The organism is Pseudomonas sp. B21-010, from assembly GCF_024749325.1.
Taxonomy (GTDB): Bacteria; Pseudomonadota; Gammaproteobacteria; order Pseudomonadales; family Pseudomonadaceae; genus Aquipseudomonas; species Aquipseudomonas kilonensis.
Map to the genome: position 1 here is coordinate 4479827 of NZ_CP087198.1, position 16391 is coordinate 4496217.

General features: G+C 57.0%; 18 protein-coding genes. 5 read left to right on the forward strand and 13 right to left on the reverse strand.

Annotation, left to right across the window (positions count from 1 at the left end):
* Positions 1–3: 3 nt before the first annotated feature.
* The 3 genes from LOY50_RS19650 to LOY50_RS19660 all read right to left on the reverse strand — a co-directional run bounded on the left by LOY50_RS19650 (position 4) and on the right by LOY50_RS19660 (position 2258).
* A complete protein-coding gene (locus LOY50_RS19650) occupies positions 4–450 on the reverse strand; it encodes an NUDIX hydrolase (protein ID WP_258688945.1) in 447 nt (148 codons plus the stop codon).
* Between the two features lie 73 nt (positions 451–523).
* Positions 524–1327 carry a diaminopimelate epimerase gene (dapF, locus tag LOY50_RS19655; RefSeq protein WP_258691259.1) on the reverse strand — a complete coding sequence of 268 codons (804 nt, stop codon included), beginning with the start codon at positions 1325–1327 and terminating at the stop codon, positions 524–526.
* Between the two features lie 118 nt (positions 1328–1445).
* On the reverse strand, positions 1446–2258 hold the full coding sequence (locus LOY50_RS19660; RefSeq protein WP_258688946.1) for a helix-turn-helix transcriptional regulator: 813 nt from the start codon (positions 2256–2258) through the stop codon (positions 1446–1448).
* Positions 2259–2375: 117 nt separating this feature from the next.
* Here LOY50_RS19660 and LOY50_RS19665 point away from each other — a divergent pair, with 117 nt between their 5' ends.
* Positions 2376–2717, forward strand: a complete 342-nt coding sequence (locus LOY50_RS19665) for a DUF2834 domain-containing protein (protein WP_258688947.1) — start codon at positions 2376–2378, stop codon at positions 2715–2717.
* A 92-nt stretch (positions 2718–2809) separates the two neighbouring features.
* Here the strand turns inward: LOY50_RS19665 and LOY50_RS19670 are convergent, their stop codons facing one another.
* On the reverse strand, positions 2810–3820 hold the full coding sequence (locus LOY50_RS19670) for a PDZ domain-containing protein (RefSeq protein ID WP_258688948.1): 1011 nt from the start codon (positions 3818–3820) through the stop codon (positions 2810–2812).
* Between the two features lie 355 nt (positions 3821–4175).
* Here LOY50_RS19670 and LOY50_RS19675 point away from each other — a divergent pair, with 355 nt between their 5' ends.
* A complete protein-coding gene (locus LOY50_RS19675; RefSeq protein ID WP_258688949.1) occupies positions 4176–5291 on the forward strand; it encodes a S1C family serine protease in 1116 nt (371 codons plus the stop codon).
* Between the two features lie 3 nt (positions 5292–5294).
* Here the strand turns inward: LOY50_RS19675 and LOY50_RS19680 are convergent, their stop codons facing one another.
* The 7 genes from LOY50_RS19680 to LOY50_RS19710 form a co-directional block, all read right to left on the reverse strand.
* Positions 5295–5837, reverse strand: coding sequence for a GNAT family N-acetyltransferase (locus LOY50_RS19680; RefSeq protein WP_258688950.1), 543 nt, complete (start codon positions 5835–5837; stop codon positions 5295–5297).
* Between the two features lie 49 nt (positions 5838–5886).
* Entirely contained in the window at positions 5887–6468 is a 582-nt protein-coding gene (locus LOY50_RS19685) for a hypothetical protein (protein ID WP_258688951.1), read from the reverse strand.
* Between the two features lie 481 nt (positions 6469–6949).
* The gene (locus LOY50_RS19690) at positions 6950–7237 is read right to left on the reverse strand and encodes a type II toxin-antitoxin system Phd/YefM family antitoxin (protein WP_053189602.1); all 288 of its coding nucleotides are present in this window, start codon (positions 7235–7237) and stop codon (positions 6950–6952) included.
* A 151-nt stretch (positions 7238–7388) separates the two neighbouring features.
* The gene (locus LOY50_RS19695; protein ID WP_258688953.1) at positions 7389–8345 is read right to left on the reverse strand and encodes a 2-hydroxyacid dehydrogenase; all 957 of its coding nucleotides are present in this window, start codon (positions 8343–8345) and stop codon (positions 7389–7391) included.
* Between the two features lie 32 nt (positions 8346–8377).
* The gene (locus LOY50_RS19700; RefSeq protein WP_214509753.1) at positions 8378–9136 is read right to left on the reverse strand and encodes an SDR family oxidoreductase; all 759 of its coding nucleotides are present in this window, start codon (positions 9134–9136) and stop codon (positions 8378–8380) included.
* Positions 9137–9157: 21 nt separating this feature from the next.
* A complete protein-coding gene (locus tag LOY50_RS19705) occupies positions 9158–9856 on the reverse strand; it encodes a fumarylacetoacetate hydrolase family protein (RefSeq protein ID WP_258688954.1) in 699 nt (232 codons plus the stop codon).
* A 101-nt stretch (positions 9857–9957) separates the two neighbouring features.
* On the reverse strand, positions 9958–11307 hold the full coding sequence (locus LOY50_RS19710; RefSeq protein ID WP_258688955.1) for an MFS transporter: 1350 nt from the start codon (positions 11305–11307) through the stop codon (positions 9958–9960).
* A gap of 565 nt (positions 11308–11872) precedes the next feature.
* Here LOY50_RS19710 and LOY50_RS19715 point away from each other — a divergent pair.
* Entirely contained in the window at positions 11873–12805 is a 933-nt protein-coding gene (locus LOY50_RS19715) for an AraC family transcriptional regulator (RefSeq protein ID WP_027911477.1), read from the forward strand.
* A gap of 21 nt (positions 12806–12826) precedes the next feature.
* Here the strand turns inward: LOY50_RS19715 and LOY50_RS19720 are convergent, their stop codons facing one another.
* Together LOY50_RS19720 and LOY50_RS19725 are read right to left on the reverse strand one after the other, a co-directional pair.
* The gene (locus LOY50_RS19720; protein ID WP_003204158.1) at positions 12827–13054 is read right to left on the reverse strand and encodes an integrase; all 228 of its coding nucleotides are present in this window, start codon (positions 13052–13054) and stop codon (positions 12827–12829) included.
* A gap of 140 nt (positions 13055–13194) precedes the next feature.
* Entirely contained in the window at positions 13195–13677 is a 483-nt protein-coding gene (locus tag LOY50_RS19725; protein WP_258691260.1) for a nuclear transport factor 2 family protein, read from the reverse strand.
* 917 nt (positions 13678–14594) lie between these two features.
* Between LOY50_RS19725 and LOY50_RS19730 the strand changes: the two genes are divergently transcribed.
* The gene (locus LOY50_RS19730; RefSeq protein WP_258688956.1) at positions 14595–14810 is read left to right on the forward strand and encodes a hypothetical protein; all 216 of its coding nucleotides are present in this window, start codon (positions 14595–14597) and stop codon (positions 14808–14810) included.
* 727 nt (positions 14811–15537) lie between these two features.
* A complete protein-coding gene (locus tag LOY50_RS19735; RefSeq protein ID WP_258688957.1) occupies positions 15538–16356 on the forward strand; it encodes a Dam family site-specific DNA-(adenine-N6)-methyltransferase in 819 nt (272 codons plus the stop codon).
* The last annotated feature ends 35 nt before the right edge of the window (positions 16357–16391 follow it).

Genomic DNA, 16391 nt, shown 5'->3' on the forward strand with positions numbered 1-16391 from the left:
GACTCACTCCAGGAGCGAAGCCGACTTGAGCAAATCGTAAAGTCCTTCAGGCACCAGCGGTGATAGGGCGGTGAAACTGGCACTGGAGCACCACGTTGCTCTGAACGATGCACCGTCGCTTTCAAAGCCTTCCAACCAGGTTTTTTCGTAGAGATCAGCGTCGTCGAACCTTGCGTCATAGACCTGGACGATCTCGTGCCCAGGCTTGCCGGCGTAGGTAAAAATGCTTTCCAAAGTGCCAATCAGCCGAAGGTCACTGATCGAGGCACCCAGTTCTTCTTGCACTTCTCGGACAATGGCATCGTGGCTCCTCTCGCCGAATTCAATACCACCACCAACGGGACGAAAAAACATCTGCTGTTTGTTGGCGTCGTAAAACTGGTTGACCAGTATTTTTCCATGATGATGAAAGATACAAAGAGCTAGGGGGCGAATGCGTTGCTCCGACATGAATAAAACTTCCTTTTGATTTAATGATTCACAACGTCCTGCAAATCCCAGTATCAGGGTTAGAACACCCGACTCAGCCTTGACTCATCGTCCCCGAAAAACTCACCTCCACCGGCCCGATAAGAAAGACCGCCCCCACGCCATCCCATTGCACGGTCACACACCCGCCATCACATTCAACCTCGACGGTGCTGTCCAACAACCCACGACGAATCCCATTAACAACCGCACCGCACGAACAGGACCCCGAACCCAGCGCAATACCCGCCCCGCGTTCCCAGATGCGCAACCGAATATGCGTGCGATCAATGATCTGGACGAAATGCACATTGGTCTTGAGCGGGAACAGCGCGTTGGTTTCGATGGCCGGGCCGATGGTCGCGATATCAACGCTAGCCAGGTCATCGACAAAATAAGTGCAGTGGGGATTTCCCATGCTGCACGCGGCTGGACTGCCGGCAAGTGGCAAGGCGGAGGTGTCCAGTTCTTGCGCCAAAGGAATGTCCGACCAGCCGAAAAGCGGCGCGCCCATATCGACGGAAATGTCGCCGGTTGGGGTACGTTCGCACGTGAGCAGACCACGGTTAGTGCGCAGCACCAGCGAAGTAATATTGGCTTCGCGCATGAGCAGGTCCGCCGCCCCCCGCGTCGCGCTGCCGCAAACATCCAGCGCAGAGCCATCGGCGTTCCAGAACATCACGCGCGCATCGGCATCGTCGCAATCGAGCAACACCGCGAGTTGGTTGAAGCCTACGCCCCGGTTACGGTCACCCATTCGCTGGGCCATGGCACCCGTCACCGGGCTGGCTGCATTGCGCGAATCGACAATAACGAAGTCATCGCCATTGGCATGCATCTTATGAAAGCTCAGTGGCATGCAAACGCTCTGCTGGCGATGGAAATGGAATGAACGTAATGAAAATTGCAGGTCGCTTGAACGTTCCGGGCATACAACATGGTTCGATTGAGTGACGGTTGCATGGGTTCTTCCTTGATCATTGTGGGTGTTGCGCCTGCTCATATGCCTTGGTCATGACCTCCCAGGTCTTGGCGTCGGCAGGAATCAGATGCTCGATACGCAATGAGCTCATCGTGATGTCGAGCGGCATGCCGAAGGTGGTGAACGTTGACATGAACTTCAGCTCCCCATGGAGAGACTCGACTCGCGTCAGCAACAGCGGAGGCAGCTCGTTAACCAGCGCCGCAGAGCTGTATGGGGCCGGCAGGCTCTTCAGAATCTCAGCCAACGCGGGATTACTCAAGGCTTCCCGAGATGCCCGTTGCCAGGCCACTAATCTTATTTCCTCGGCGTTACTCAAATGATCGCCCAAGCCACCGGGTTGCAGCAGTGTCACCAAGAGGTTGAGCCCATCGGCTGCATCCCTGGCAAGACCCACCAGATCGAACAGAACACCCGCGCTGGTGTTGGCTGCAAGGATGTCCCATTGGGCACCCAGAACAATCGCCGGAGCGGGGTTATTGGCGTGAAGTACATGATTAATGGCATCACGTACCACTTCCATTGACGAAGACGTGAGCGGCGTCGTTTCGTAGCGAGGGGCATAGCCACTGGCAATGAAGATGTCGTTGCATCGCTCCAAAGGTACATCCAGGGCAGTCAACAAGTTATGCAGCGTGCCGGGGCTTGGTTTGGCGCGCCCCGTCTCGATGCAACTGAGGTGACGCTGAGAGATACCTGTGATCAGTGCGCAGTCCAGCTGACTCAGTCCGGCCTGTTGGCGCAAGTGACGCAGTTGTTCACCGGCTGAGGTTGCTGGCGTTGTTCGAGAAAAAGGTCGACTGGTCATCCGTTGACTCTGGCATTGCGGGGGAGCGGCGTCGATGACCTCTGAGGTCATTGAAACCATGACGGTCAAATCACTAGCCTACCTCCACTGATCAATGAACTTGTCCAAGGAGGCAACGTGAAGAAACCTTACATCGCACTTGTCACGCTGCTGTTTTTTTCCGTGTACACGGCGAGTACTTTGTTTCTCGCCGAGCAATCGCTCCTGGCGTTCGGCATCAGGCTCATGTCTAGCCCGGACACCACGCAGGTAGTCATTGATCTCTATTTGCTCGCTTGCATGGCGTGCATCTGGATGTACCGGGACACCCGTGCGAAAGGCAGGTCGCTCACATCGCTGCTGCCTTACCTCGTGATCACGGCCATCTTCGTATCAATCGGTCCACTGTTGTACATCGTCGTTAACGGATTTGGACGTCAATCGCCGGTGACAGGTACTCATGATTACCCACCGTCTTAAGCAATGCACCACAGCGGCCCCATCATGCGCATGCCTCCAGGCGCTCTAGCACTTCAAACCGCTCGATCATAACCGCACAGGACAACTACCGCTCAAGGCCAATCAACGAGCACCGCTTTCGGATCCCCCTGACGCATCTGGGCCAGTTCAGCATCCGCCTTGGCTTGCGTCGCGTGGCAGAACTCGAAGGCGTTCTGTTTCTTGCCGGTCGGCCCCTTGGCCTCGGCCATGCACACAACAGCGCCCGGTGCGCAAATGGCACTGTTGAGTTTGAAATCACCCCAAACGCCGGGCTGTTCCTGCTTCACCTTGGCGATGTAGCTCTTGAGCGACGGTTGCATGTCGCTCGCGGCCCCGGCGATCAATTTGACCGGGCTGACGCTAGCGCCGTACGTATGCTGGGTGGACAGCACGGCGGTGCAGTACATTGCAGCGGCCGGGATCATCGCCGTGGCACCGTTCGCCATCACCGTCGGGGTCACCGAGACTTGAGTCCCGCCAGGCCCCACCAGAACCGGAACGATGCTGAACGCGTTGTTTCGCCAGACTTTCAGGTTGACCCGCGAGCCGATTGGCGCTTTTGCAACGGCCACCCTGAAATCGATTGAGTCGGCAATAAGCCCGTTGTCCACCGCCACGATCACGTCTTGAGACAAGATCCCGGCCTGTTGCGCACCGCTCCCCGGAACAGTCGCCAAAACCACAACCCCAGCGGGGGGAAGTGACAGGGCCATGGCCCGCTTCGGATCGATGGTGTCGATGTTGGCGCCGATCCGACCGCGAGGCAAATTGGCTGGCTGGCAACTTTTTTCAAGCCATACCTGGCTGGCCGCTTCTTTTCGAGCCGTGGCGACCTGCTTCATGATCGGCTCAGCGCTCGCCTGGTACATCGGCACCTCGCTGAGGGACATTTCGATGTACTCACAGGATTTGGAGCGATACCGGTCTGGCGTTTCCCGGGTCACCAGTTTTTGCAGGTCAATGGGAGGCAGGCCTTGGGGCGCAGCGATGGTGGAGGTCGCGGGAGAGACACTGGCGGAGTCCGCTGTCGCGACCGAGGAAACCACGTAGGCGCCGGCCGCCAGGCCTACGGCACTGGTCATTACGCTGGTGTCGACTCCACCCGGCATGGGAAGGAGCATCGCACCGACTACCGCAGCCTCACCGAGACCGCCATCAGAGGCACAGCCAGCCAAGGCAGTGAATGACAGCGCAACGGCGAGCCTGGTGCTTGATTTGAAGGCAGGAGCAGACATTTCGCTTCTCAGTGATGGATTCGAATGGATCGTGCCGCATCATGGCAAAGTGCCTTTAAGTTGTATATCGAATGCATGTTTGCCCGAATGCCGCTCGTCTCAATCACCACGCCAGCGAAGCGCCTGGTTGCGGTTGGACAGGATGATGGCCAAATAGTACCTTGCCTGGACCCACCTGAACGCCCCGATCTCAGAGAAGCCCATGTCAACAAAATGCCTTGCCGCAATACTGGTGCTCTCCCCTCTCCTGGCGTCTTGCGTCAACCCCATGTACAGCGCCGCCGAGCGAGCCGAAACAGCGGAATACCTGCGCAAGGTCAGAGACCCGGCGACCTACTACGCCATGGATTGTGAGACGTTCCTGGCCACCAAACGGGGCTGGGAAAAATACCCCAACATGGCGGCCGACCCCGTCAACCTGGTGATCCAACAGGTCGCCACACAACGCGACTGTTCAGCCAGCGGCGCTCCTGTGCCCAGCGCGGCTGCAGTGCAACCGACGCCCGTGACGCCAGCGGCAATGCCCGCACCGGTGTCCAATCAGTCAGGAGCCTTGGGCCTGCACATCACCCCTGTTACACCGACGGTGGCTCGGCAATTCGGCTTAACCGGCGTCAGCGGTGTATTGGTCGTAGGGCCAGTGCCAGGAAGTGGCGCGGAAAAAGCAGGCATATTGGCCGGCGATATCGTTTTGCAAATTGCCGGGACCCTGGTCAATAGCCCGGCCGAGCTGACAGCTGTCGCCAACCGTATTCGACCTGGTTTCACCGCGCCACTGAAGGTATGGCGCAATCGGACCCCCATCGACGCGCTGGTGGAAATAGGCGAATCATCGGGCTTGGCACCCTCGGTAGCGACTGCGCCTCCGGCGGCTGCCGCACCGACGCTCCCCTTGGCTGCTCCCGTTACATCGCCAGCAAGCAACAGCGCGACCAATACTTCGTTCTGTTTTGCCCTGTTCGAGGCCAGACAAGTCCAGGGGCTGAGCGACTATCCATCAAGAGGCCTGATCACCCCCGTCTGGCAAGGCCCGGCATTGAGCGGTACGCCGGCTCGGCTCGCCATGCCAGAGTTCCAGGCATTCACTCGGGCCCAAGGCTACGACGTAAAAATGCAACCGATGTTCTGCCAGCCAATCGGTGCCAGCGAACAGTGCCAGGCGCTGGGGTCGGAGAGCTTCATGCTGACCGACCGCAGCTTTACCGCGATGGTCAATTGCACTGAAACCTTGCAGGGCGTGGAAACAACGCGTGGTCTACTGCTCAAACAGTGGCCTTATCTACAGACCACGGCGTGGCGTCCTTTGGCGGGTAAATAATGGCTATCTCTCAAGCCAATCTTCCCGCGTCATTTCCCAGACTTCCTTAAGCAACGTCCCACAAACGAAGTCCCCCTGCTGCGTCGCAATCATGCGCATGCCTTCATGTTCCGAAACTTTACGTGAAGCCTGGTTGCCCACTGCCTTGGGCACCTGCATGACGGGGCGCCCCAGGGTTTCAAACCAATAGGTGTTGATCGCCTCGCACGCTTCGCGCATGTAGCCTTTCCCCTGCCACTGCGGCGACAACCAGAAACCCCGGTTGTTGCCAGGCTGGTCGTAGAGGCTGATGCTGCCGATGCTCTGTATCGGCTCTTCGGCAATACGGATCATCCAGTGCCACTCGCGTCCGGCTGCCATAGCGGGGAGCGCATGGTCGCGCACGTAGGCCAGCGCGCCGTCATCCGGGTAAGGCCAGGGTACGCGGCTGTCCAGGTAACGGACCACTTCCCAATGGGGAAATAGCTGTTGGATCGCCGGTGCATCTGTCAGCTCAAGGGGGGTTAGGATGAGGCGGCGGGTTTGGAACGTGGGGATGGGGCTCATGCTGAAACTCCTTTTTCAACGTTATGGCGTCCTTGGAAAACCCTCCACGCTAAAAGTTATCCGTCATCCTGCACAGCTTGCTGTCCTCCAAGGATAAAGGGGGAAGCTCAGTCGTTTTCACGGACAGTTGCTTGAGAGTCACCGTGCACTTGTATCGCCCCGCGGCGTCCAGTTGGTAGTCCGCCCCTGCTTTAGGGACAAAGCGGAACATGTTGTAGCATTGAGCACCGATGTAATGAAACGCGATGGGCTGCCCGGCAGGCACCAGCAACTCAGTCATCACCGTGGAAGATGAGTGTTTATCGTCATCTGGCATGCCCAGGCTTTCGCCATTGCGATTGGCGTAACCATCGCGGAACGCCACCATGACCCCGGCGCCCGGCAGGCGGAAGTCCACGCAATCGGACTTGGGTACAGCCCTGACCATGCCATCGCTGATCACCCGCAAGCGCGCTGTCTCACCACCGTCTGGCGTTGAATAGGGCGTGGAGAAAGAGCGGACATCCGACAGCGCTCCACAGCCGGTGAGCAGGGTCAGTAAGGTGAAGTTCCAGGTCTGTCGCAGGACGCGGGACGTAATGCGCGGGCGAATGTCAGTTCGGGAGTTGAGGGGGCGTGGCGATTGGCTCACGATGATGCTCCATGCGGGTCAGATATCCATGGCCAACGACGGTCGAGATGAACGCGATGCCAGCGCGAGATTTTATAGAGGGTTCGGGGATTGGCTGCAATGGCCGATGTATCAGGGCGCGTGTCATCCTGAACTTCCGTGAATCGACAACCAACCCCGCCCCTTGATCAGCAGATGATTGCCCTACCCCTTATCCGGTTCTTTGGCTGTCTTTCTGCGGCCGTTCGAAGTCACCACGTTGTATTCACTGGCACCGGCCTCTTCAACTGAATATGCGACCGGAGAGCCCTCGTGCAAAACGTAATGAGCTGAAGTGTTACTAACGGAAAGAGGGACAGTTTCGATATGAGCCGTCACCTTTGCTGAGGCCGCGGTCAAGAAAGCACTCGGCTCCATCGCAAACTGCAGAAGCTGCAGACGGATAGCACCATCAACTTTTCTAAGCTCCTAGAGTGCCTTCGGATCCCATTCGACATCGTAATCAACGCCCATTGACGATATCAGCCTCAGCCTCGCCAATAAGCTCGTCAAAAGACACCCGAACAGGTGTTTCGTTGGCCTCGATGCGTGCCTTGACCACTTGCGCCAATTCCAGTTCTTCCAAGCGATCAACCATCGCCTCGTAGACACTAGCCGGGACCATGTAGCCCATGACCCGGTTATGGTTCAACACCGCCACCGGCGCGCCGTTGGCGCCGTTAAGGACGGATGATGGGTTTTTTTTGAGTTCAGATACGCTGACGGCCACATCAGCCAAAACGATTTGCATGGAGGCGGCTCCCGCTTAAATAGGTCGTTATTTTGGTCTTTATTGACTGATCGAGCAAGCACAGCCATCGCACACCTGAGACCTACCTGCCGCCCCCTAGCTCAACAGAGCACATCCATCAATTTGACCGCAACGCCGCAACTCTTGCGCCTCACCCCGTCACACCACCCTGCGGCACCTTCCCAGCAAAACTATCCACCAGACTCGCCACCACCATCTCCCCCATCCGCGTGCGGGTCTGCAACGTCGCGCTCGCGCGGTGGGGTTGCAGCACCACCTGTTCATTGCCAAACAATGCCTCAGGCACATGCGGCTCATCGACAAACACATCCAGCGCCGCACCGGCGATTTCACCAGCGGTCAGCGCCGCGACCAGGTCGGCCTCGTTGACCAGTTTGCCCCGCGCCACATTGATCAGATACCCGCCCTGGCCCAAGGCGCGCAGCACCTCGGCATCGATGATGGCTTCAGCCTTGTCCGCGGCGGCCGCGAGGATCAGCGCGTCGCTGTCGCGGGCCAGTTGCTTGAGGTCGGCGACGAAGGTGTGGTTCACGTCGCTCATGGGTTGCAGGTCGGTGTAGCTGATCGGGCAACCGAACGCGGCGGCGCGGGTTGCCACGGCGCGACCGACCCGGCCCATGCCAACGATGCCGATGCGCATGCCGGACACCTGCCGGGCCAATGGCAGCGGGGCCAGTGGCGTCGGGCTCTGGGGCCATTGGCCGGAGCGCACGTAACGGTCACCGGTGCACAGCCCGCGACACACCGCAATCAATAGGCCAATTGCCAGGTCGGCGACATCTTCGGTCAGCGCGCCGATGGTGGCCGTCACGCGGATTCCGCGATCCCTGGCGTAGGCCAGGTCCACGGCATCGGTGCCTACGCCGTTGACTGCCACCACTTCCAGCTTGGGCAGTTGGGCCATGAGCGCCTGGCTGATGCCGGTATGCCCGCCAGTGATCACGCCGCGAATATTGGCACCGTGTTCTTGCAGATAGGCTTGTTTGTCGGCCTGCTCGAAATAGCGTCGCACCGTGAACAGCTCGTTGAGCCGGGCGTTGATTTCAGGGATCAGGATCGGGCTGAGTTGCAAGACTTCTGGCTTCATGTAGACCTCGTAACAGAATAAAAAAGACTGGCTCAACCGCGACCGGCAAACGGCATGGCCGTGGCCATGACGGTCATGTTCAGGACGTTGGCCGACAACGGCAGGCCGGCGATGTAGCGCACCGCATCGGCGACGTGCTTGACGTCCACCATCGGCTCCACCGCGATGCTGCCGTTGGCCTGGCGTACGCCCTTGGTCATGCGCACGGACATTTCAGTGAGGGCGTTGCCGATGTCGATCTGGCTGCAGGCGATGTTGTATTCACGTCCGTCCAGGGCCAGGGATTTGGTCAGCCCCAGCACCGCGTGTTTACTGGCGGTGTAGGCGCTGCTGAGCGGTCGTGGGGTGTGGGCCGAGATCGATCCGTTGTTGATGATCCGTCCACCCTGGGGCTGCTGCCGGCGCATCAGGCCGAAGGCACCACGGGCGCAAAGGAAAACGCCGTTGAGATTGGTGTCGATCACGTTTCGCCACTGCTCGAACGTCAGCTCATCCAACGGCACGGCGGGCGCGTTGACCCCGGCGTTGTTGAACACGACGTCCAGGCGTCCGTAGACCTCGGCGATGGTTGCAAACAACCCATCGACACTGACCGGATCGCGCACATCGGTGGGCACCGCCAAAGCTTCGCGACCCTGGCTGGCCGCCAACTCGGCCAATGCCTGCAAGGGCTCTGGCCGGCGACCGGCCAACACCAGTGTGTAGCCGTCCTCCATCAGGCCCAGGGCCACCGCACGACCAATCCCGCTGCCGGCGCCAGTCACCAAAGCCACTTTCAATGTGTTGGACATGTGGGTTCTCCCTTCTCGAATTCAGTAAGACAAACGCGGACCGACGCGCATTTCCAATTCGCCAATGCCATCGATGCCGGCCGTGATGACATCACCCGGCTGCAATACATCGACGCCTGCCGGACTGCCAGTCATGATCAGGTCGCCGGCCCGCAGCGCCACCGATTGGGAGATGCGGGCGATCACTTCACTGACCGACCAGATCTGGCTGTCGAGGCTGTCGCGCTGGCGCTCCTGGCCGTTCACGTTCAGCCACAACTCGCCATCGGGGTGCCCCGCCCGGGAGACCGGGACGATGGCGGTCATTGGCGCGGCGCCGTCGAACACCTTGGCGCCCTCCCACGGCAAACCGTTGCGCTTGGCCATGCGCTGGACATCACGCCGGGTTAGATCCAGACCCGCCGCGTAGCCCCACACATAAGCCAACGCCTGGCTCTCAGGGATGTTGGCGCCGCCCTCACCGATGGCCACGACCAATTCGATTTCGTGGGCAAACTCCTCGGTCACCGATGGAAACGTCACCTCACCCGCCGCTTCCACCACGCAGCTGGCTGGCTTCATGAAGAACACCGGTGGCACTCGGGATTCACCCTGGGTATCGGGCCAGGGATAGTTGCGACCCACGCAAAAGACCCGGCCGACGGGAAAACGCTGCGGGGTGCCAACAACCGACAACGTCACTGGCAGGTCCGGGGTAAAGACATACTCGGGCATGTTCATCCTGATAAAAGTCCTGTTGGAAGGGTCAGCGTACGGCGGCAATCCCTGGCGAAGTTGGAGGAATGCCGCCTCGTGTTGGAGAAAAACGGCTTTTTCCGGGTTCAGCGCGCCTTGAGTTCAATGCGATACAAACGGCCAAGCAGCAACGAATAGGACAAGGTGCCGATCAGCGCCACGCCGCCGATGAACCAGAAGGCCAAGGCGAATGAGCCGGTCTTGTGGACGATTGCGCCAATCACGATGGGGGTGACAATCCCGCCGATGTTGGCCGCCAGGCTGGTGATCCCACCGGTCAGCCCGATCAGTTCCTTGGGCGCCACTTCCGACACCGCCGCCCACGAGGACGAAGCGATGCCCTGGGCGAAAAAAGCAATCGTCAGCACGGCGATGCAGATCACGTTCGATTCGGTGAAATTCACCAGGACGATGGACATGCCCAGCATCGACCCGACCACCAACGGCAACTTGCGGGCGAAGGACAGCGAGTAGCCGCGACGGATCAGCAGGTCGGACACGATCCCGGCGAGCAGGATGCCCACCGTCGCGCCCACGAACGGCAGCACGGCGAAGATCCCGGCCTTGATCATGGTCAGTTGACGCTCTTCGATCAGGTACGTGGGGAACCAGGTGAGAAAGAAGTACAGCGCCGACGTGCTGGCGAACTTGCCGATGCAAATCGCCCAGACCTGCCGATAGCTGAACAGCTCGGCGATCTGCCGCCAGTTGAAGCGGGTGCGCTCCTGGCTGCTCTTGACCAGCCCTCCCCCGGCTTCGATGTACTTGAGTTCTTCCTTGCTGACTTTCTTGCAGTTCATCGGGTCGCGATACAAGAACAGCCAGGCCACACCGAAGACGATGCCGAGTGCGCCGGTGCTGTAGAACACATGGCGCCAGTCATAGGTGGTGGCCAGCCAAAGCAGCGCTCCGGTAAACAGCGCCGTGCCCAAGTACTGGCCGCAGACATAAATGCTACTGGCCAGGCCCCGCTCCCGCGCCGGGAACCACACCGTGACCGCCCGGCTGTTGGCCGGAAACGCCGGCGCTTCCATAGCGCCGACGGCCAGGCGCAGACCGAACAGCGAAGCGAAGCCCGTGGCCAAGCCCTGGCACACGGTGACGGTCGACCAACTGATCAGCGACACCCCGTAGGTGAACCGGGAACCGAAGCGATCGGCGATGAAGCCGGCCGGCACCAGTGCGATCGCGTAGGTCCAGGCAAACGCGGAAAAAATCAGGCCCATCTCGATCTTGTCCAGGCCCAGGTCCTTGGCGAGGAACGGCGCGGCAATCGAGATATTCACCCGGTCGATGTAGTTGATGATCGTCGCGATCAGCAGCAACGACAGCATGAACCAACGCCGCCGAGACGGCAGACGCTCTGGCACTGCGGCGTCCCGGGCGCCGGCAACCACCGGTGCGGCGGCGGTCTGGGAGGTGTGGGAATTCGACATGAGTGGACCTCGTTATTGTTAGAAGCGTCGAAATGTTTACGAGCAGCCGAAATCAATGCCCTCGATGCCGGGGCAGAACAATCGCTACTGGAATGAGAGGTACGAACAGCCGGTGTCAGGTGTTCGAAAAGGCCTTGCAACAGGATCTGTTGCAGGAGCGGTCGGGAGGGTCAGCGTGAAGCAGGAACAGGTTCATGATGTGCGCACCTTTTGATTGTTTTTGGATGGAGGGTCGGGTTGCGTGGCTCAACAGTGGTCGTACAACAACTCAAAATCAACTGAGCTGTTAGATCATTTTTCCCGTTTAAAACCGCGTCCAAGGAACCTGTCCAAAAAAATCAGATTGGTGAATTTTTTATCATTCCTGCTACAACAAACTTAAATATTTGTTTTTAAAAGATAAATTAACAATCTAAAACTTATCGTTTTTGGACAAGTGCCCTCCATTTTCGAGAGGCAGAAAATTCACGCCAACAGCTTTGTCATCGTATGACTTCTTGAAAATCATCCAGATGCACCGTCACAATCGTCATCACCGTCATGCACCGCAAAGGATTCCCAGGAGATGTCATCACCGAGCCGAGTCCCCACCTACGTCATGCAGCAACGCAGCGAATTGACGGATTTCTACATCCGCGACAAAAAGGGCCGGCGCGCCGAAACCAGCCCGCACCGCCACGAGTACTTCCAGATCCAGATCAACCTTGGCGGCGACACCGTGCAACACATTGGCAACGTCGAACGTCCGTTTCCGCGCAACACCCTGGCCTTCATCCTGCCCCACCGCGTGCACGTGATTCCGCACCCGGCCGAGAGCAACTTCATGGTGATCAATTTTTCCCAGACGTTCCTGCTGCCGCATTTGCAGTGCGACCCGATGGACCTGGAAGAGGTCTCGATTCTGCTGGCGCCGGAACTGTCGCCGTTCCGTTTCCAGGAACACTTGGACTTCATTCTGGGGGATGAGGATTTCGCCAAAGCCTGCGCGCTGATCGAGCAGATGCGTGGCCTGGACCAGAACCGTCAGTTCGGCACCCGCGAGATGCTCAAAGGCTTGTTGCTGCAACTGATCGGCAGCGTCTGCGCCTTGTACGCCGAGCCGCTCAAGCGCTTGGCCGAAGAGAACGCCGCCGAAGTCAGCCGACGCGATGCGCTGGGCCGGATGTCCGAGTACCTGCGCAAGAACATCGCCGATCCTGACCTCAACCTGATCAAAGTGGCCGCGGCGACTTACTTGTCGCCGACGTACCTGACCCACTGGCTGCGCAAGGAAATCGGCAAGACCTTCACCGAACTGGTGCTCGAACGCCGGATGCATGCGGCGCGCAATTACTTGCTCAATGGCACCCGCCCCGTAGGCGAAGTGGCGAGGTTGTGCGGGTTTGCCGACGAGGCATATTTTTCCAGGCGGTTTCGCCAGATACATGGGCAGCCGCCGGGGCAGTTCAGGCGGCAGCAGTTGAATCCGGACAGTCCGCAGTTGCCGTTGAACACATAAGCCGACAGTCGCGGATACGGGTCACCGCAAGATCAACACCGCGGCCACCGCAATCACGGCCACCACACCAAAGACCATCCGCGCGATCCAGGGCGCGGTGAGCCAGACGCCGGTCACCCCGGCAATCTGCCCCACGTTCTTTTCGGTCAGGCGGAAACTCGGCTCCCGGAAAGGATTGCCGCAATGTGGGCAGGCGTAGGCCTTGTCGGAAATTCGGGAAGCGCATTCAGGGCAATCGATCAGACTCATGTGCGACCTCAGGGAGAGACGAACTTGGGGTACTGACAAAGACCACGCATTTCCGGTTTTTGTTCTGAATCGAGTAGACCTTTTGAAGAGCACGCTACGCAAAAGCGAACTGCTTCACAGCCAACAAGATAGCCCAGCCACTACTGTGGGGGTTTTACGCGCCGCATAAGATCGTTCAACACGTAGGTGTCCAGGAAGGCTGTGACTTCAATGACCTGACCATTCTTGAAGGTCATGTGCCACAGGTAGGTGTTGTTGTAGGGTTTGTGATCAAGCGCCGTGGCTGTTCCATTCCACAGAACAACCACGACATCATTCTGGGCAACGATGCTCTGCACCGTGGGGACAATCGGTGTTGTCAGTCGCGCAGTAATCGGCCGCACGACTTGGGCCAGCTCAGCCTTGCTGTTATAGACACCGGAAACAGGACTCGTCCCGGCCACGGTCCATTTCGCATTGGGCGCCAGCAGATCGAACACCGTGCCTTTGCCCTGCTGCCAGTGAGTGAACGCCTGGCGGACCAGAGTCGCATTCGCGTGCTGGGTGTTTTCCGAAGCCCAGACGTTGTTCGTAAAAAATATTAAAGACAGTGCAAGCGCCTGGACGCGCCAAGCAAAATTCATCCATCTGGTCATGATGTTCTCTCACAGCAATGCAGTTGATAAGGCGCTCTTCCAGGAGGACCTTAACGGCATGTGCCCAGAAACCTTTGCCCGATACTGCTGTGAGGTTGTCTGATGCTGTTTGGTAATCAGGCCACTGTGGGAGCGAGCTTGCTCGCGATAGCGGTGGATCAGTCACTTTGATGTTGGATGTATGGCCGTCATCGCGAGCAAGCTCGCTCCCACAGGGGGGCGGTGCTTATTCCTGGATACTCCACATGCCTTGTGTATTTTTCAGACGGCAGAAACCACAAAACCCCTGGTTTTCTTGGAAAACCAGGGGTTTTGTGTGTATCGAATGTGGCGGTGAAGGAGAGATTCGAAACTACCCGCAAAGTCACTTTCATTATGCAAGCACCCGATTTACGCGGGCTGCAGCGATGGTGTCGCTCAAAAAAATCGGCTTTCTCAGTCCCATGGTAGTCCCATGGGTTTTGCACCAAGTTAGTGCGCGAGCGTCGAGAAGGGGTAAAAAACGGCGTGCCGCCCGGTTTATGTTGAGGCACGGGAAAAAGGTAATATTGGTAATCCGTTTGGAAAATCAGAATAAAACCCTTTAATTTCAATGGTTTGATAGATATTTAGAAAGGTAATAATTTGGTAATTTATAGGTTAGGTCATTACCTTTTCGTCGGGTAATTCCTGACAAGCTCAATCCCCAGCAAAACCGGGCACTTGGACGAATATTACCTTTGCCATTACCAAATATTACTCCTCAAGGTAATGCGCCAACCCCATGGACTACGTGGGCTGCAGCGGCTTTCGTGCCTTTCCTAACCAAAATTACCTTTTTCCCAGCCCTGGTTCCAAAAAAGCCGTCTGTGAGGCGAATCCTGCAGCTTGAGGCTAGTCTGATAGTTCACTACAGGAACCTTCATATGGCGCATGAATATTCGCTCTCAGATGTGCTTGAAAGGATGTACGAGAATCAGTTGGCACTTGAAGCAGCTGTGATGGAGATCACCCTACGCCTGGAACAACAAGGCTCAGCAGAAGCAGCTGAAAACGTGCGTGGGTCCTTAGAGGCAATCGGTGAGAACGCGGGGCATATCAAGCAAGGCTTGGCACGCCTGAAAAGGTCAGGAGCCAGCTAAGGAGGCGGGACAAATTGTGAAATGCTTCAATCTCGACAAGGCCCACACGTTTCGTGGCTTGCGGCAGCTTTCAGCCTCTTCGAAGACAGCTACAGACGGCGAGAAAAAAGATCTATCTCGTTTCGGAAAATGCCCGTATTCCTACGTTTTCTTCCCTTCCAACCAATGAACCCGGGGCCTCCAAGCCTGCCACGTTCATGATCGCCTGCTACGTCGCTGTGCGACCGCCCTGCACTTCTCTTCAAATCTTTGCAATCCGTGAAACTGCCGGTCGCCCGTAGAGCGCGCCGGCCCGCCTGGGCTACGAGTCCGTTTGCACTACATCTGGGTTTGCACAAAAAAAGGACGCAAACCCCGTCGGCGGGAGGGGGATAAGTGCTTTTTCAGCCATTTTTTCGTCGTATCATCGATTCGGACCCTCGCCCTGAAAGTCAGGCTCTCACCTCTTTCGTCCTCACCAAGCAAAAAATTGGTAGGATGGCCAGAGACGAGCGTACAAGCATCTGAGCTACAGAAAGCACTTTTGATATCTGAATAGCATTCTCCCTGCTCACAACAGGTGTCTACACTACGATGGCAATTTGCCCGTTGGTCGTAGCGTCCTACCGAGTCATGGGGGTATAGTCGCGAGCTATGGAATGGTTAAGCGAGCAATGCATCGGCTTCAACACCTCGCTTTAATCTGCAACTAGGCTGAATTAATTAGGCCTAAATTTAGGAAATCAGTTTGGAAACCTTGGATACTAAAAAGCTTATACCCTTCCTGAAGTGGGCAGGAGGCAAGCGCTGGCTGGTTGAAAAACATTCAAACTTCTTAAATGACAGTTACGATAGATTTATTGAGCCTTTCTTAGGCAGCGGAGCTGTTTACTTTAGTCTGCAGCCTGCTGCCGCGCTTCTCTGCGATAAAAACGAACAACTTATTGAAACGTATTCCGCAATAAAAGAGAATTGGCCGACGGTCGTTAAACATTTAAAACTACATCACCGGCTTCACTGCAAAGAGTACTATTACCTTCAACGCTCAAAAAAAATGAGAACACCTGAAACCAGAGCAGCCCAATTCATTTATCTGAATCGGACATGCTGGAATGGTCTCTACAGAGTAAACTTAGAAGGTAAATTTAACGTCCCCATTGGTACGAAGCAGAACGTTATACTTGAGACCGATGATTTCAAGGCGACCGCAAAATTGTTGGTCGGTGCAGAATTGGTATGCGGAGACTTTGAGAAAGTAATCTCAAGAGCCGGCGCTAATGATTTCGTCTTCGTAGATCCTCCTTATACCGTAAAACATAACTACAACGGCTTTATCAAGTATAACGAAAGTATTTTCTCTTGGGACGATCAGGTTAGGCTTCGAGATAGCGTAAAAGCCGCTTCCAGTCGCGGAGCAAAGGTATTAGTTACAAACGCATGTCATGAAAGCATTCGAGACATCTACGAAGATATAGGCGAATTAATAGTTTTAGATCGGGCGAGTGTAATAGCAGGGAAATCTGCTGCCAGAGGAAGGTACGAAGAAATGGTGATAAAATGCTTCTAAAAATAATTAGCAAAACTCCTTATTTACAGTGTTTA

Bases quoted from the DNA above. Each gene is read 5' to 3' on its own strand.
- LOY50_RS19680 (WP_258688950.1), bottom strand. From the start codon at position 5,837: ATGAGCCCCATCCCCACGTTCCAAACCCGCCGCCTCATCCTAACCCCC.
- LOY50_RS19695 (WP_258688953.1), bottom strand. From the start codon at position 8,345: ATGAAGCCAGAAGTCTTGCAACTCAGCCCGATCCTGATCCCTGAAATC.
- LOY50_RS19710 (WP_258688955.1), bottom strand. From the start codon at position 11,307: ATGTCGAATTCCCACACCTCCCAGACCGCCGCCGCACCGGTGGTTGCC.
- LOY50_RS19650 (WP_258688945.1), bottom strand. From the start codon at position 450: ATGTCGGAGCAACGCATTCGCCCCCTAGCTCTTTGTATCTTTCATCAT.
- LOY50_RS19660 (WP_258688946.1), bottom strand. From the start codon at position 2,258: ATGACCAGTCGACCTTTTTCTCGAACAACGCCAGCAACCTCAGCCGGT.
- LOY50_RS19720 (WP_003204158.1), bottom strand. From the start codon at position 13,054: ATGAGTCTGATCGATTGCCCTGAATGCGCTTCCCGAATTTCCGACAAG.
- dapF (WP_258691259.1), bottom strand. From the start codon at position 1,327: ATGCCACTGAGCTTTCATAAGATGCATGCCAATGGCGATGACTTCGTT.
- LOY50_RS19675 (WP_258688949.1), top strand. From the start codon at position 4,176: ATGTCAACAAAATGCCTTGCCGCAATACTGGTGCTCTCCCCTCTCCTG.
- LOY50_RS19670 (WP_258688948.1), bottom strand. From the start codon at position 3,820: ATGACCAGTGCCGTAGGCCTGGCGGCCGGCGCCTACGTGGTTTCCTCG.
- LOY50_RS19715 (WP_027911477.1), top strand. From the start codon at position 11,873: ATGTCATCACCGAGCCGAGTCCCCACCTACGTCATGCAGCAACGCAGC.
- LOY50_RS19690 (WP_053189602.1), bottom strand. From the start codon at position 7,237: ATGCAAATCGTTTTGGCTGATGTGGCCGTCAGCGTATCTGAACTCAAA.
- LOY50_RS19730 (WP_258688956.1), top strand. From the start codon at position 14,595: ATGGCGCATGAATATTCGCTCTCAGATGTGCTTGAAAGGATGTACGAG.
- LOY50_RS19725 (WP_258691260.1), bottom strand. From the start codon at position 13,677: ATGAATTTTGCTTGGCGCGTCCAGGCGCTTGCACTGTCTTTAATATTT.
- LOY50_RS19700 (WP_214509753.1), bottom strand. From the start codon at position 9,136: ATGTCCAACACATTGAAAGTGGCTTTGGTGACTGGCGCCGGCAGCGGG.
- LOY50_RS19705 (WP_258688954.1), bottom strand. From the start codon at position 9,856: ATGAACATGCCCGAGTATGTCTTTACCCCGGACCTGCCAGTGACGTTG.